This is a genomic window from Bradyrhizobium sp. SPXBL-04, assembly GCF_051853035.1.
GTDB lineage: Bacteria > Pseudomonadota > Alphaproteobacteria > Rhizobiales > Xanthobacteraceae > Bradyrhizobium > Bradyrhizobium zhanjiangense.
This window is the reverse complement of sequence record NZ_CP182472.1, coordinates 65,078-80,007: the sequence shown is the minus strand read 5'-3', so window position 1 is coordinate 80,007 and position 14,930 is coordinate 65,078. Positions and strand designations below refer to the sequence as shown.

Genomic DNA, 14,930 nt, shown 5'->3' with positions numbered 1-14,930 from the left:
TCGGGAATCAGGCGCCAATATAGGGAGGCGAGCTCAAATGGTCATGGGTGTGGGCGAGGTCTTCCCCGCTGTTCGCGATTGCTGGAACAGGTATCGTAGGGTTGGGCAAAGGCGCGCTTGCGCCGTGCCCACCATACTAACTTCGAGTCTTGGCTTGATTGGTGGGCACGCTTTGCTTTGCCCACCCTACGGCACCGTCTTCGAGGCGCCTTTACGCCACGCTCTCCAGAAACGCCTCTTCCGCCGCATGCACGGCATCAGGCGTGCCGACATGCATCCAGACGCCGTCGAGGCGCAGGCCGAAAAGCCGCTCCTGCTCATTGGCGCGATCGAACATTTTTGTCAGTGAGAACTCGCCGTTGGGCGCATCGGCAAAGATCGCGGGCGACATGATCGCCGCGCCGGCATAGACGAACGGAACGACCTCCTTCTCCTTGCGCTTGCGCAGGGCGCCGTCGGGCAGCATGCCGTAATCGCCACGGCCGCTATAGCCGATGCTGGTCGCGGTCGGCGCCATCAGCAGCAGAATGTCCATGCGCGCGGGGTCGAAGTTTTCCGCAAGCCGCGTCAGGTTGGAGCGCACCCCGTCGATCCACAACGTGTCGGAATTGACGTGGAAGAACGGCGCATCGCCGAGCAGCGGCAGCGCCTTGACCACGCCGCCGCCGGTGCCGAGCACCTGGTCGCGTTCGTCGGAGATGATCACGCGCGGAGATTGGCGCGATGCGGTGTGATCGATGATTTGATCGGGCAGGTAATGCACGTTGACCACCGCCTCGGTCACACCGGCTTGGCCGAGCTTGTCGAGCACGTGGTCGAGCAGTGGCTGGCCAGCCACCGGCACCATCGGCTTCGGCATCTTGTCCGTCAGCGGACGCATGCGCAGGCCGAACCCTGCGGCAAGCACCATGGCTTTGGTCGGTTTGACGGACATTCTTCGCTTTCTCAAATCCCTTTATTTCGCTTTCGCGGCAATCCTAGCATGAGCCTCGGCCTGCCGCACCGCATCCCAACCGCCTTAATCGCCCGCCGTGACGGTTATACGACGAGTGTTGCCGTTACGCCCCGATGGCTGTGGAGCGCGCCTTTTTCTTCTTGTCGCCGAGCTTGAGGAAATTGACGCCGATCTGGTCGCCATTGACCCAGGCCAGCTCGCAGCGCCGGTACGCAAGTCCGGTGGACGACAGCAGCAGAAAAAATTCCTTCAGGTGCAGGCCCTCAACCGAGCCGTCGATGGTCAGCTTGGCGCCGGTCTCGGAGACGTCCTCCATGGTGCAGTCGCGCCGCCAGGTGCCATCGATGCCCATCATCTGGGCCGGAACCCCGCGCTCGAAAACGACCCGGTTATTTCCGCGCTGATCCGCTTTCGCCGCCATCTGCCCTTGCTCCAGCCCCGTGACGATCCGGCTGCCTCGCCGCCAGAATAGCGACATCTTGGCTAACGGCCGGTAAATCGGGCCCCGGACTAGGGCTGCGGCGGCGGGACGTTGGCGAGATACCACTCGCGCAGATCGGTGAGCGCGGGATGCGCGAGCGAGCGCTGGAGATAGGTCCAGATCCGCGGCTGGTGACGCAGATAATGCGGCTTGCCGTCGCGGCGGTTGAGCCGGGCGAAGGTGCCGAGCAGGCGGGTGTTTCGCTGCGCGGACATGATGACGTAGAGCTCGGCGAATCCGGCCGCATCGAAGCTCGCATCAGCCGCGCGGCGCGCTTTGATGTAACGCGACAGCAGCGTCAGCTCGAGGCTTTCCGGCACGTCGATGCGGGCGTCCTGGAGCAGCGACACCACGTCGTAGGATTGCGGACCGAGCACGGCGTCCTGGAAGTCGATCACGCCGACGCGCGCGATGCCGGTGCGATTGCCGAGCCAGATCAGGTTCGGCGAGTGATAGTCGCGGATGATCCACGTCCGCGGCGCCGCCAGCGGCTTCTTCAGCAGCTCGCGCCACATCGCGAAGAACTCCGCGCGCGCCTCCTCGCTCAGCGGCGCGTTGCGATCGGGCAGATACCATTCCGGCATTAACCCGATCTCGATCAGCATCGCCTCGATGTCGAAGACAGGAATGGTGTAGGTCTGGTCCGCCAGCCGCAGCGTCCCCGGCAACGTCCTGCTGTGCAGCATGGCCAGCACGTCGGTCGCAGCTTCATAACGTTCGGCGATCGGGCGCGGCGGATCGCCTTCGATCACGCCTTCGCTGCCGAAATCCTCCGAGATCAGAAAACCGTGGTCGAGATCGAAATGGTGGATCGCGGGCGCTGAGATTCCCGCCACGCGTAAACCTTCGTCCATGAAAACGAACGGCTTTATGTTTTCCGCAAGATGCACCGCGGCGCTGTAGGACTTGCCGTCATAGAGCGCCGCGCCATCCGGGCGCTGCGGCGAGTTCATGAGGATGACGACGCCGTCGTCACGGATCAGCCGCGCATAGGAGCGCGTCGAGGCGTCGCCATTCATGCGCCGTCGCGTCGCGTCGATATAGCCGGATGCATCGAGGAATTCGCGCAGCGCCTTCAGCCGTGCGACTTGCGCTGCACCCTTGCCGTAACCGGTGATGTCGGCCGCGCGTGCATTCGAGCCCAGCGCCGGCCGGTGCGTCAGCGCGATGTCGATGCGATCTTTCGGCATCGCCGACGGCGCACGCTCTGGCCATTCGATCAGAACCAGAGTTGCGTCCGGTAGCGGCGACAGTCCGATCTCCTCGAGCTCGCTCTCGTCCTCGACACGGTAGAGGTCGGCATGCATCACCGGAAACGGCGGCAGCTCGTAGCCCTGCACCAGCGTGAAGGTCGGGCTCGGCACTTCCAGCGCATCGTCTCCGGCGAGATAGCGGATCATGGCGCGGGCGGCCGCGGTCTTGCCGGCGCCGAGATCACCGGTGAGCGTGATGACATCGCCCGGGCCGACCAGCAGCGCGAGGTCGGCCATCAATTGCGCAGTGGCCGTCTCGTTGTGGAGCGCGACGGAGAATGTGGTTGGTTCGGTCATTCGGCGGCGTCGCGATGCGCCGCCTGGTCGGTCGGGAAATCGCAGATCACGACCGTGCCCCGCCCGACGATCGAATCCACCCGCACCTTGCCGCCATGCAGCTCGACGAAGGAGCGCACCAGCGACAGGCCGAGCCCGGCGCCGCGGTGACGCGAGCCCTGGGAGCGGCTTTCGAACCAGTTGAACACCTTGTCCTTCATGTCGGCAGGTATTCCAGGCCCGGAATCTGTCACGGTGAAGACCACGCTGCGTTCGGTGCGGCGTGCGCTGATGCCGACGGTGGAATCCTGTGGAGAAAACCCGACGGCGTTGGCGAGGAGGTTATAGAGCACCTGCACCACGCGCTTCTCGTCGCCGATGAAGCTGCCGATGTTGGGCGCGATCTCGACCTTGAGGCGGATGCGGTCGGTGGCGAGGCGGTCCTGGATGCCCTCGGCGGCGAGCTCGATGGTCTTGCTGACGTCGACCGGGCCGAGTTCCAGCTTCATCGCGCCGGCGTCGATGGTGGCGAGATCAAGGATGTTGTTGGTCAGCGCCAGCAGCGCGTTGGTCGATTTGGTGACGTAGTCGAGATATTCGGCCTGCTTCGGCGTCAGCGGCCCGGTTGAGGGATCGCTGAGGAAATGCGCGAAGCCGATGATGGTGGTGAGCGGCGAGCGCAGCTCGTAGGAGACGTGGTGGACGAAATCCACCTTCATCTGGTCGGCGGCCTCCAGCGCCTCGTTGCGCTCGCGCAGCGCGCGCTCGACATTCTCGGTGTCGGTAATGTCTTGGAACGTCAACATGGTCGCGCCGTCAGGCAGCGGGCGGATCATGCCATGAAGCACGCTGCCGTCCTTGCGTTCCAGCTTGAGCGGGATGTCGGCGCGGTTCTCGATCGAGGTGATGGCTTCGCGGATCTGGCGCCAGACGCCGGGGTCGTCGAACAGCTGATGGCACCAGCCTTCGACCGTCTGGATATGCGGCTCGCCGCGCATGGCATCGCTCGACAGCTTCCACATCCGCACGAAGGCCGGGTTGAACAGCTGCGCCTTGCCGTTGCTGCCGAACACCGCGACGCCTTCGGCGAGGCTGTCGAGCGTCTCGCGCTGCACGCGGATCAGGCCGTCGAAGCGGCGGGCGAGGTCGAGGCTCTCGGTGACGTCGTCGAACAGATAGGTGACGCCGCCTTCCGGGTTCGGCGTGGTGACGACCGAGAGGGCGCGGCCGTCGGGCAGGAACCAGGTGTCCTTGGCGGTCTCGACCGCGCGGTAGGCCTCGTGCAGCTTGGCCTTCCAGGCGCGGAAGTCCGGCTGCTCCGGCAATTTGCGCGCGGCGCGGAGCTGGTCGAGCACGCTGGAATCATCAGGGTTGGCGTCGAGGAAGGTGCGGTCGAGGTCCCACAGGCGTCGGTAGGAATCGTTGTAGAAGGCAAGGCGGCGCTGACCGTCGAACACGGCCACGCCCGAGGAGAGCTGGTCCAGCGTGCGGCGATGTGCCTCCGCCATGCGTACGAGCGCCGAGCTCAGCGCATCTGCCTCGCTGGCATCGATGGCGACGCCGACGCTGCCGCTGCCGACATTGACCGCGCGCACGTCATACATGCGCCGCTCGCCGCCGATCACGATCGGCAGCCGCGAGTTGAAGTTGGCGGCGTCCTTCAGTCCCCGGTCCATTGCGGTGCGGTCGGCGCTGTCGAGCAGCTCGAGCTTGCGCTCCTGGGCATCGGTGACGCTGTTCGCCTCGGTCGCGCGGACATAGGCGGGATTGGCGTAGGTCAGTGCGCCGTTCTCGCCCTTGGCCCAGATCGGCCAGGGAGAAGCAGCGGCGAAGCCGCGCAGCATCTCGGTCTCGTCGGAGAGCGCTTTGTAACGCAGATTGGTCTCGGCCAGATCGCGCCGCAGCCCGGAGAGTTCGCGAATCCTGACAATGGCCTGGCCGCCGATGGCGCGGCCGATGGCTTCCAGCGTATGGCCATGCGCGGTGGTCAGCGTCAGTTGGAACCCGTCGCCGTGCTGGCGCAGCGCATCGACGGCGTGATCCATCTGCAGCGCCGGTTCCGGCGGCAGCCAGGTTCCGAATGCGAGCACGCGCTGCGGCGAGGAATCGCGCGGCAGCACCATCGAGATGTCGCCGGAGATCTGCGCGCGGTTGTCGCCGGCCGGCCAGGAGATCAGAACCTGCGGCTCGGCGAACAGCAGCGCGCCGAAGCGGTCGGCCTGGAGTTGCAGTTCCCCGATCCGGGCGCGCAGCCGCGCCTCGTTGTCCGCCGTGCGCACGCGCGTGCGCATCAACAGGATCGCGGCCACCACCGAGAAGCCGAGCAAGGCCAGCGCGGTGGCGAGCACCGCGAGTTCCTGCCGGTTGAAATCCAGCATGATGGAGAGAGTGTCGACGAGGTCGGCGGCCTCAGCCGGCGCAGCCGGCAGCAGCGCCGCGAAAGCGCTCCCCAACAAGCCGTTGCGCGCCAACGATGTGCACGACAACAGCGTCCGACGCATCGACACGATCACGCCTGACATAGTTGCCCCAAGATCGCACGGATTTGCGCGCGGCGACCCGTCGCGCGCGAATCAAAAGACAATACCCTCACCGCGACTCCGGCGGTAAGAGTCCAGATCGTGAACGCAATGGCGGCCCCCCAAAAATGCCGGGCACGATGTTCCAACGCACGTAGTTCTTCGGGTGATTCGGCTGGAGCTGTCGCGCGTTAGCGGGGCAATGCGGAGTGCTTGCCTCGATGAAGGTGCGCTCCCTCCCTCGCTTGCGGGGGAGGGTTGGGGAGAGGGTGTCTCGACAATGGGACATTCCCCCAGAGGATAGAGCCCTCACCCGGCACTCCGTGCCGACCTCTCCCGCAAGCGGGAGAGGTGAAGAACTAGCGGCCGGTGGAACCAAAACCGCCGGCGCCTCGATCGGTTGTCGACAAGGTGGCCACGGGAACCAGCGCGGCCTGCACCACGGGCGCGATCACCATCTGCGCGATGCGCTCGCCGCGCTTGATCACGAAGGGGGCTTGGCCGTGGTTGATCAGGATCACCTTGATCTCGCCGCGGTAGTCCGCGTCGATCGTGCCCGGCGAGTTCAGCACGGTGACGCCGTGCTTGGCGGCAAGCCCCGAGCGCGGCCGCACCTGGGCCTCGTGGCCCGGCGGCAAGGCGATTGCGAGGCCCGTCGGCACCAGCGCGTATTGGCCGGGCGCGAGCGTCAAAGGCTCGCTGTCCGGAACCGCAGCCATCAGATCGAGGCCGGCGGCCTCGGCGGTCTGATAGGTAGGTAGCGGCAGGCCTTCGGCGTGGGCGAGGCGTTGCAGTTCGACCGTGACTTTGGTGCTCAAGATGCCGGCTCCCGGGATTTGTCGGCCACGCTCCTTGCGACATGCGCGACCAGTTCGATGGCGACCTGTTCCTTGGTCATCACCGGCCAGGAATCAACTGCGATCTCGCCATTCTTCTCACCATTCTTGCGACTGATCAGGTGCACAGTGTTGCGGTCGCCGCCCATCACGCCGGTGGCCGGCGAGACGTCGTTGGCGACGATCCAGTCGCAGCCCTTGCGCGCGAGTTTTGACTTGGCGTTGTCGATGAGGTGCTCGGTCTCGGCGGCAAAACCGATCACCAGCGGCGGGCGCTTGTCGGTCAGCTTGGAGATGGTGGCGAGGATGTCGGGGTTTTCGACCAGCTGAAGCGGTGGCATGCCGGCCGACGTCTTCTTCAGCTTCTGCTCGCCCTCGTTGGCGACGCGCCAGTCGGCGACGGCGGCGGCGAAGATCGCAATGTCGGCGGGAAGCGCCGCCTGCACCTGTTCCAGCATCTGCCGCGCCGATTCGACGTGCTTCACCGTGACGCCCTGGGGATCGCTGAGATCGACCGGGCCGCTCACCAAAATCACCTCGGCGCCGGCGGCCTGGGCGGCGGCGGCAATGGCAAAGCCCTGCTTGCCGGAAGAGCGGTTGGCGATGTAGCGCACCGGATCGATCGGCTCGTGCGTGGGTCCTGCGGTGATCAGCACGCGCTTGCCGGCGAGCGGGCGCGGCACCGGCGGCCGCAGCAGCCGCTCGGCGGCATTGGCGATCTCGATCGCCTCCGACATGCGGCCGGTTCCGGCCTCCCCGGCCTCGGCCATCTCGCCGGAATTCGGGCCGATCAGCACCGCGCCGTCGCGCTGGAGCTGCGCGACGTTGCGGCGCGTCGCCGCGTTGTTCCACATCAGCGGGTTCATCGCCGGCGCCAGCAGCACCTTGCGATTGGTCGCGAGCAGGATGGCGCTGGCGAGATCGTCGGCATGGCCGTTCGCCATCTTGGCCAGGAGGTCGGCGGTCGCCGGCGCCACCACGATCAGGTCGCAGTCGCGCGCGAGGCGAATGTGGCCGGCGTCGAACTCGCTCTGGGGGTCGAACAGGTCCGTGTACACGCGCTCATGCGACAGCGCGCTCACCGCCAGTGGCGTGACGAATTGCTGCGCTGCCTTGGTCAACACGCAGCGGACCTCGACGCGCCGTTCCTTGAGCCTGCGGATCAGGTCGAGCGACTTGTAGGCTGCGATGCCGCCGCCGATGATCAGGGTGACGCTGGCCTCGGCAGCGGCGCTGATACGTTGGGGTGTCGGGGCTGAGACTGCCGCAGGCGGCACCGCAAACGGCGTCAGGGGCTCCTCGCGGCCCTCGATCAGCTCCCGCAGGATGACCCGGACCTCTTCCTCGACCGACCTGTGGTTCTTGGCCGAGCGCAGCCGCAGATAGGTTTTGACTGCGTCGTCGAGCTTGCGGATGGTCAGGCTCGCCATGACGCCCTCCAGCACGAAATGATCGCGATGCTATCATTCGTGTGATTGCAGTGCAATCACAGATTCCGGACGGCGATCAGGATGCCGATGAAGGTCGCGGCGATGATCCAGAGCGCCACGGTGCGCCCGCGGTTCTTGCGGCTCTCGCTGCGGCCCATCGCGGCGATGCTCTCCGGCGACAGCCCTATGCCCTCCCGCGTCATGGTCTCGAGCTGCTCCAGCACCTTCACCGACCGCTCGGCGATCTCCGGCAGGCGCATCAGCACGCGCGCGATGTCTCCGGTCCCCGCCAGCGCGCCCTGGACCCGGCCGATCGGCCCGAGATTGCGCTCGATCCATTCGCGCACCACGGGGTCCGCGACCTTCCAGATGTCGAGCTTGGGATCGAAGCCGCGGGCCACGCCCTCGACCACGACCATGGTCTTTTGAAGCAGGATCAGCTCGGGCCGCGTCCTCATGTCGAACAGGCCGGTGACCTCGAGCAGCAGCGTCAACAGCCGCGCCATCGAGATCTCCTCGGCGGTGCGGTTGTGGATCGGCTCGCCGATGGCGCGGATCGCTTGCGCGAAATTCTCGACCGAATGATGCGCGGGCACATAGCCCGCCTCGAAATGCACCTCGGCGACGCGGCGGTAGTCGCGGGTGATGAAGCCGAGCAGGATCTCGGCGAGGAAGCGCCGCTCCTTCATGCCGAGCCGGCCCATGATGCCGAAATCGACCGCGACGAGACGGCCGGTATCATCCAGGAACAGGTTGCCCGGATGCATGTCGGCGTGGAAGAAGCCGTCGCGCAGCGCGTGCCGCAAGAAGCTCTGGATCACCTTGCGGCCGAGATCGGGCAGGTCGACCTGCGCCTCTGCAAGGCGCTTGTGATCGTTCAGCGCGATGCCGTCGATCCACTCCATCGTCAGCACGTTGTGCGTGGTGCGATCCCAGTCGACGATCGGCACGCGGAAATCAGGGTCGTCGCGCGTGTTCTCCGCCATCTCCGACAGCGCCGCGGCCTCCAGCCGCAGATCCATCTCCATCGCGACCGAGCGCGACATGGTGTTGATGACTTCGATGAGGCGCAGGCGCCGTGCCTCGGAAGAATAGGCTTCGGCCTTGTGCGCGACGAAGAAGAAGTCGGAGAGGTCGCGGCGGAAACGTGCGGCGACGTTGGGCCGGAGCACCTTGATCGCGACCGGCTTGCGGATGCCGTCGCGCAGGACTTCGCCGCGATGCACCTGCGCGATCGAGGCGGCGGCGACCGGTGGGCCGAAGCTCGCAAACACATCCGTTAGCGGCCGTTCCAGCGACGTCGTGATCGCCGCCTCCGCTTCGGCTTGCGAAAATGGCGGCAGGCGGTCCTGGAGGCTTTCGAGGTCGCGCGCCATGATGACGCCGACGACGTCGGGGCGTGTTGCCAGGAATTGCCCGAGCTTGAGATAGGCCGGGCCCATTCGGGTGAGGGCGCGCGATATCCGCGGACCGTGCTTGACGCCGCGCCGCTCGACGAGCCGCGCCAGCTTCAGCGCGAGCTGTCCCGGCGGCGGCACCAGGCTCCGATCGACCGAGCCGAACACGCCTTCGCGCGCGAACACGAACGCGGCGCGGGTCAGGCGCGCAATGTGGCTAATGGCAGAGATCACAAACGCCAGCCTGAATGCAGTGCGACGATGCCGCCGCTGAGCGTCTGCCAGCTGACGCGGGAAAAGCCGGCGTCGCGAATCATGTCGGCGAAGACGCCTGGCTTTGGAAACTTGCGGATCGACTCGACCAGGTACTGGTAGGACTCGGCGTCGCCCGTGACCATGCGGCCAAGCGGCGGGATCACCTTGAACGAGAACAAGTCATAGAGGCGATCGAGGCCAGGCATCTCGACGGTCGAGAATTCCAGGCATAGGAAACGGCTGCCGGGCTTGAGCACACGATAGGCCTCGCGGACCGCAAGGTCGATCTGCGGCACGTTGCGAATGCCGAAGGCAATCGTATAGGCATCGAAGCTGCGATCGGCGAAGGCGAGCGCTTCGGCATTGCCCTCGACGAAATCGACCCGGGTCTCGAAATGCCGCTTCATGGCGCGCTCGCGGCCCACGGCGAGCATGTCGGTGTTGATGTCGCAGACGGTGGCATGGAAGCCGGAGCCTGCCGCCTTGGCGGCACGGAACGAGATGTCACCGGTGCCGCCGGCGACGTCGAGCAGCGCAAACGGCCGGTCGTTCCTCGGCGGGTCGAGCGCGTTGATCATGATGTCCTTCCAGACCCGGTGCAGGCCACCGGACATCAGGTCGTTCATCAAATCATAGCGCGAGGCCACGCTGTGAAACACATCGTTCACCAGCGTCTGCTTGTCCCCTAAGGGGACGTCCCTGAAGCCAAAATGCGTGGTTTCGCCCGGCCGATCCATTACTCTACTCCACGAGGCGGACCATAGCGCGCCCGCCGCAATGGCGCTATCACACCGCCCTCATAAGGTGAATGCCCGACCATGCCTGAATTGCCCGAAGTCGAGACCGTCCGCCGCGGCCTTCAGCCCGTCATGGAGGGCGCGAAAATCCTCAACGCCGAGGCCCGGCGGCCGGATTTGCGCTTTCCGTTCCAGCCGGACTTCGTGGCGCGGCTCAAGGGGCAGGTCGTCACCGGGCTCGGCCGCCGCGCAAAATATCTCATGGCCGATCTCGCCTCCGGCGACGTGCTCCTGATGCATCTGGGCATGTCGGGTTCGTTCCGCGTCATCAAGCCGGACAACGATGCCGCGCCCGGCGCGTTTCACTATCCCCGCGGCAAGGACTCAGCGCATGACCACGTGCTGTTTCGGATGTCCTCGGGCGCCGACATCGTCTTCAACGACCCGCGCCGCTTCGGATACATGAAAGTGATTGCGCGCGCTGCGCTTGATGAAGAGCCGCTGCTGCGCGGGCTCGGTCCCGAGCCGCTCGGCAACGAGTTCGACGCCGCGATGCTGGCGCGGTCCTGTGCCGGCAAGACCACCAGCCTGAAGGCGGCGCTGCTCGACCAGCGCGTGGTGGCGGGGCTCGGCAACATCTATGTCTGCGAGGCGCTGCACCGCTCGCATCTGTCGCCGCGCCGGATCGCCGCGACGTTGTCGACCAAGGCCGGACAACGCAAGGGCGTTGCCGGCGGCGAGCCGACGGACCACGCCAAGCGATTGGTCGGCGCGATCCACACCGTGCTGAACGATGCCATCAAGGCCGGCGGCTCCAGCTTGCGCGATCACCGCCAGACCTCGGGCGAGCTCGGCTATTTCCAGCATTCGTTTAGGGTTTATGACCGCGAGGGTGAGAAATGCACGACGCCGCGCTGCGGCGGCACCATCAAGCGGTTTACGCAGAGTGGTCGGTCGACCTTCTGGTGTCCGAAATGTCAGAAGTGAGGATCAGGCGAGCGGCCGACAGAAGGTGAGTTTCTGCTAGCCGATATGCCTACCGCAACCGTCATTGCGAGGAGCTCTTGCGACGAAACAATCCAGACTGTCACCGCGGAGGTACTCTGGATTGCTTCGCTTCGCTCGCAATGACGGGTAGGTCGAGCCTGTCCCCCAAAAAAGAAGCGAAGCAACCCCGCCGGGCTGGTGGCCGGGTTGCTTCATCGCTTGGGCTCTTCAACCGGATAGTGAAGAGCCCGCTGCCGTCCGAGCGATCGCCCCGCTCAGGACGCCAGTATCTTGGTCTCGTCCGCCGAAAGCTCGGCGCTGACATGCAGCATGCCGTCCGCAGCCGACATCATCTGGCTGGCCAGCAGATGGGTCGTGGTGGAGAGTTCGAGCCGGGTCTCGATCCACTGCCAGAGGCCGCGGATCTCGTCTGCCGATTTGCCGTTCGGCGCGAATTCGCTGACCGCGAGACCGTTCGCGAGTGAGTCCTGGTGATCGTTGCGCATCACGATCAGCGGACGCGCGAGCACCTCGGCAAGATCGAGCGCGGCTTCCTCGGCGAGGGTGTTGGCGGAATTGTCGATGCGCTGGCCGCGGATCGGCGTCTGGTTCAGCACGAAGGCAAAGGGCCGCTTCCAGGCGCGCGCGACGCTGAGCGTCGAAGCGGTCGCCTCGATGTCGGCGACGCTCGGGCGGGCCGGGATCAGGCAGAGATCGGAATGGCGGATCGCGGCGGTGGTGGCGGCGCTAAGGCCGGCCGCGGTGTCGACGATCGCGAGTTGAAGGCCGCTGTCGGCCAGCATTTTCAGGCGCGGCGCGATGTCGGCGGCGTGATAGATCGGCTCGACGACGAGATCATCCGTGGTGCGGCGGCGCTGCCAGTTGGACAGGGTGCCCTGCGGGTCGGTCTCGATCAGGCGGACGGTGAAGCCGGCCTGCTGAGCTGCGAGCGCGAGGCCGATGGCAAGCGTGCTCTTGCCGCTGCCACCCTTTTGGGTGGCCAGTACGATCGTGTGCATTGAAGATCAATCCTTTGGAATGCTTGGGTCAGGAATACGCCACGCGAACGTGCATCGATCTCGATGCTGAGCTCTTCTCGCTCAGGACGTGCCGGCCCGATCCAAAGGGGATCGCGGAGGTCCGAATCAACGGCAACGATGATGGCGGAATAGCGAATACCAGCGAATCCGTACCATTACCGGACCCGTAGTCGTACGTAAGATAGTGCTCACGGCGGTGCCCCGGACAAAGCGCAGCGGAAAGCGGTGCACTGCTGAGCCGGGGCCCAGAAAAATCACCTCCACGGAATTTGAGGTAGCATGGGTCCGGGCTCAGCGGCGCCGCACTACATGCCGCACCGCGTCCGGGACACGAGCGGATCATTCTCTCGGCTGGTTTACTTCCGCACGCAGATCACGCGTATGACGGCCGCTCTTGCGTCCGTCGACGTGCCATTCGGCGTGACGCCATTCGCCTTCAGGAATCCGCGCACCGTCTCCGCGGCGACCATCACCGCCTGCGACGCCGGCACCGACGTCGCAGGTCCCGCGACCATTGCCGGCTTCAGCAGCGCGACGCCCGCGAACTTGCCGTCGGCGTCGATGGTCGGGCTGCCGGAGAAGCCGACCGCCGGCGGAGGCGACAGTGCGAAACTGCTTGATGCGACCGGCGCCAGCGCAGCCTTGAGGCTCGACACGCCGGCCGCGCCCCCCTGGCTCTGCGGATCGGCGATACCGATGACATCGACACTCGTCTTTGCCGCACCGCCGATGAGGCTGAGCGGCTTCAGGCCGCGTGCGCCGTAGATGTGCAGGAGCGCGAGATCGTGCTCCTTGTCCTCGGCGAGACGGTCGGCACTGCCATAGCCGGCGATCGTGATCGCGAGACAGCCATCGGTGACGAGGCGGTCGGTGACGATCGCACCATCGTCGCTGACGACGATGCCGGTGCCGTATTCGACGGTCTTGCGCGGCGGCGGCCCGGCTTGCGGTCCCGACGGAAACGCATTGAACGCGCTCGACATCGCGATCACGACCGGCTCGACCGTGTTCTCAGTCGCCTGGTCGTAGAGGATCGTCATGGTGCGGACCTCGTCGCCTTTGAAGGTGCCGCGGACATAAAACTTCTTAAGGCCCTGCAATCCCGACAGCACGAAGAAGTCGGGCTTCACCACGGTGTAATCGACCTTGCGCCCGGACGGCTCCTTCTCCAGGTCGGCGAGTTTTGCCGAGGTCGGGTTCGCCTCTTTGCGACGGCTGAGCAGCACCTGAACCGTGCCGGTCGGCGAAGTCCATTTCGAGCCATTGGCGTCGCTCGCTTGCTGCGGCACCAGCTTGCCGGGGATGCCGAGCCGGGCGCCGCTGGTCGGCTCCGTCACGATCTTCCAGCCGACGCTCTTCTGTTTCTTTCGTGCCGTCTCGGCAAGCGCGGCGCGCTCCTGCGGATTGAGCACGCCGGTCGGCTTGCCGCCCTTGGCCTTCTGGTACTCCTTGATGGCGTTGACCATGCGCTCGCTGACGTCGCCGGTGATGGCGCCGTTATACTGGCCGACCCAGGCGAGGTCGGACTGGAGCGCCAGCCGCTCAGCTCTTGCCATGGCATCCGCTGTGGCCGACGGCGTCTGCATCGCCGGAGGCTGGATCGGCACGGTCTGCACCGTCTTCGGCTTGGTGCCGGGGACCTGTGGCGCCGTCATCTGGGCGTTCGCGCCTGTGGCAGCCGCAAACATCAGTGTTGCCGCAAGCATCGATCTCATGACAAATCCAGCCAGCCCATTGAACGCCATGTCATTGAAGCACATCTCCTTGGTCGCGACCAATGATGGGGTGGTTCAGGTGGCGATAGAGGCCACGAACCCAAGTCCTCATCCTGAGGAGCGGCCTCAAGGCCGCGTCTCGAAGGATGGCCACGGGCGAGATCGGGGCCTTTCATGGTTCGAGACGGCGCTTTGCGCCTCCTCACCATGAGGGGTGAGAGGAACGAAGAACGATGCTGAGCCCGGACGAACTTGAACGCTATGCCCGCCATATCGTGCTGCGCGATGTCGGCGGTCCCGGCCAGGCTGCGCTGAAGCGGGCCTCCGTGCTGGTGATCGGTGCCGGCGGGCTCGGCGCGCCCGCTTTGATGTATCTGGCCGCCGCCGGCGTCGGCACGCTCGGCGTGGTCGATGACGACGTGGTGTCGCTGTCCAACCTGCAGCGCCAGGTGATCCATACGACGCCCGATATCGGCCGGCACAAGGTCGAAAGCGCCGCCGAGCGGATTGCGGCGCTCAATCCGCATGTCCGTTTCGTCGGCCACGCCACCTGGCTCAACGCCGACAATGCGCTCAGCCTGATCGGCGACTACGACCTCGTGCTCGACGGTTCCGACAATTTCTCGACGCGCTATCTGGTCTCGGACGCCTGCTTCTTTGCAAAGCGGCCGCTGATCACGGCGGCGCTCGGCACCTTCGACGGCTCGCTCACCACCATCCGTGCACATGAGAAGAACGAGCAGGGCGAATTCAATCCGACCTATCGCTGCCTGTTTCCGGAGGCACCGCCGCCCGGCACGGTGCCGGCCTGCGCGGAGGCCGGCGTCATGGGGGCGCTCGCGGGGGTGCTCGGCTCGATGATGGCGCTGGAGGCGATCCGCGAGATCGTCGGCTTTGGCGACGGCCTCATCGGCCGCCTTCTGATGATCGATGCGCGCGCGATGCGCTTCGAGACGCTGCGCTATGGGCGAGATCCGGCCAATCCGCTCAACGGCGATGGGCCCGTCGTCACCGACCTCAGCGCCCATCGCACCTGAGCGCCGCACGCG

12 protein-coding genes are annotated in these 14,930 nt (G+C 65.8%); 2 read left to right on the top strand and 10 right to left on the bottom strand.

The window, feature by feature from the left end; translation table 11 throughout:
* Positions 1-211: 211 nt before the first annotated feature.
* The 8 genes from ACNJX8_RS00350 to ubiE form a co-directional block, all read right to left on the bottom strand.
* The gene (locus ACNJX8_RS00350) at positions 212-934 is read right to left on the bottom strand and encodes a nucleotidyltransferase family protein (RefSeq protein WP_439359225.1); all 723 of its coding nucleotides are present in this window, start codon (positions 932-934) and stop codon (positions 212-214) included.
* Between the two features lie 124 nt (positions 935-1,058).
* Complete coding sequence (locus tag ACNJX8_RS00345) at positions 1,059-1,376, bottom strand: PilZ domain-containing protein (RefSeq protein ID WP_091883010.1); 318 nt, start codon at positions 1,374-1,376, stop codon at positions 1,059-1,061.
* 89 nt (positions 1,377-1,465) lie between these two features.
* The gene (tsaE, locus tag ACNJX8_RS00340; RefSeq protein WP_439359224.1) at positions 1,466-2,986 is read right to left on the bottom strand and encodes a tRNA (adenosine(37)-N6)-threonylcarbamoyltransferase complex ATPase subunit type 1 TsaE; all 1,521 of its coding nucleotides are present in this window, start codon (positions 2,984-2,986) and stop codon (positions 1,466-1,468) included.
* Positions 2,983-5,487 (bottom strand): PAS-domain containing protein, encoded by a 2,505-nt coding sequence (locus ACNJX8_RS00335; protein WP_439359223.1) that lies wholly within the window; start codon positions 5,485-5,487, stop codon positions 2,983-2,985. Before ACNJX8_RS00335 ends, tsaE begins: the two co-directional genes overlap by 4 nt.
* 356 nt (positions 5,488-5,843) lie before the next feature.
* Complete coding sequence (dut, locus tag ACNJX8_RS00330) at positions 5,844-6,302, bottom strand: dUTP diphosphatase (RefSeq protein ID WP_439359222.1); 459 nt, start codon at positions 6,300-6,302, stop codon at positions 5,844-5,846.
* On the bottom strand, positions 6,299-7,750 hold the full coding sequence (coaBC, locus tag ACNJX8_RS00325; RefSeq protein WP_439359221.1) for a bifunctional phosphopantothenoylcysteine decarboxylase/phosphopantothenate--cysteine ligase CoaBC: 1,452 nt from the start codon (positions 7,748-7,750) through the stop codon (positions 6,299-6,301). Before coaBC ends, dut begins: the two co-directional genes overlap by 4 nt.
* Positions 7,751-7,806: 56 nt before the next feature.
* Complete coding sequence (ubiB, locus tag ACNJX8_RS00320) at positions 7,807-9,381, bottom strand: 2-polyprenylphenol 6-hydroxylase (protein ID WP_439359220.1); 1,575 nt, start codon at positions 9,379-9,381, stop codon at positions 7,807-7,809.
* A complete protein-coding gene (gene ubiE / locus ACNJX8_RS00315) occupies positions 9,378-10,139 on the bottom strand; it encodes a bifunctional demethylmenaquinone methyltransferase/2-methoxy-6-polyprenyl-1,4-benzoquinol methylase UbiE (RefSeq protein WP_439359219.1) in 762 nt (253 codons plus the stop codon). The genes ubiB and ubiE overlap by 4 nt, the downstream gene beginning before the upstream one ends.
* Positions 10,140-10,220: 81 nt before the next feature.
* Here ubiE and mutM point away from each other — a divergent pair, with 81 nt between their 5' ends.
* Positions 10,221-11,126 (top strand): bifunctional DNA-formamidopyrimidine glycosylase/DNA-(apurinic or apyrimidinic site) lyase, encoded by a 906-nt coding sequence (gene mutM / locus ACNJX8_RS00310; protein WP_128930408.1) that lies wholly within the window; start codon positions 10,221-10,223, stop codon positions 11,124-11,126.
* Positions 11,127-11,401: 275 nt separating this feature from the next.
* Here mutM and ACNJX8_RS00305 read toward each other — a convergent pair whose 3' ends face one another.
* Positions 11,402-12,145 carry a nucleotide-binding protein gene (locus ACNJX8_RS00305; protein ID WP_439359218.1) on the bottom strand — a complete coding sequence of 248 codons (744 nt, stop codon included), beginning with the start codon at positions 12,143-12,145 and terminating at the stop codon, positions 11,402-11,404.
* Positions 12,146-12,522: 377 nt separating this feature from the next.
* Positions 12,523-13,881, bottom strand: a complete 1,359-nt coding sequence (locus ACNJX8_RS00300) for a serine protease (protein WP_439359217.1) — start codon at positions 13,879-13,881, stop codon at positions 12,523-12,525.
* A 233-nt stretch (positions 13,882-14,114) separates the two neighbouring features.
* Here ACNJX8_RS00300 and ACNJX8_RS00295 point away from each other — a divergent pair, with 233 nt between their 5' ends.
* Positions 14,115-14,918, top strand: coding sequence for a HesA/MoeB/ThiF family protein (locus ACNJX8_RS00295; protein ID WP_091882261.1), 804 nt, complete (start codon positions 14,115-14,117; stop codon positions 14,916-14,918).
* Positions 14,919-14,930: the final 12 nt, after the last annotated feature.

What these genes read in the sequence shown, in the direction of transcription:
- ACNJX8_RS00305 (WP_439359218.1), bottom strand. Translation starts at nt 12,145, where the DNA reads ATGCACACGATCGTACTGGCCACCCAAAAGGGTGGCAGCGGCAAGAGC.
- ACNJX8_RS00335 (WP_439359223.1), bottom strand. Translation starts at nt 5,487, where the DNA reads ATGTCAGGCGTGATCGTGTCGATGCGTCGGACGCTGTTGTCGTGCACA.
- tsaE (WP_439359224.1), bottom strand. Translation starts at nt 2,986, where the DNA reads ATGACCGAACCAACCACATTCTCCGTCGCGCTCCACAACGAGACGGCC.
- ACNJX8_RS00295 (WP_091882261.1), top strand. Translation starts at nt 14,115, where the DNA reads ATGCTGAGCCCGGACGAACTTGAACGCTATGCCCGCCATATCGTGCTG.
- ubiE (WP_439359219.1), bottom strand. Translation starts at nt 10,139, where the DNA reads ATGGATCGGCCGGGCGAAACCACGCATTTTGGCTTCAGGGACGTCCCC.
- ACNJX8_RS00345 (WP_091883010.1), bottom strand. Translation starts at nt 1,376, where the DNA reads ATGGCGGCGAAAGCGGATCAGCGCGGAAATAACCGGGTCGTTTTCGAG.
- ACNJX8_RS00300 (WP_439359217.1), bottom strand. Translation starts at nt 13,881, where the DNA reads ATGAGATCGATGCTTGCGGCAACACTGATGTTTGCGGCTGCCACAGGC.
- mutM (WP_128930408.1), top strand. Translation starts at nt 10,221, where the DNA reads ATGCCTGAATTGCCCGAAGTCGAGACCGTCCGCCGCGGCCTTCAGCCC.
- coaBC (WP_439359221.1), bottom strand. Translation starts at nt 7,750, where the DNA reads ATGGCGAGCCTGACCATCCGCAAGCTCGACGACGCAGTCAAAACCTAT.
- ACNJX8_RS00350 (WP_439359225.1), bottom strand. Translation starts at nt 934, where the DNA reads ATGTCCGTCAAACCGACCAAAGCCATGGTGCTTGCCGCAGGGTTCGGC.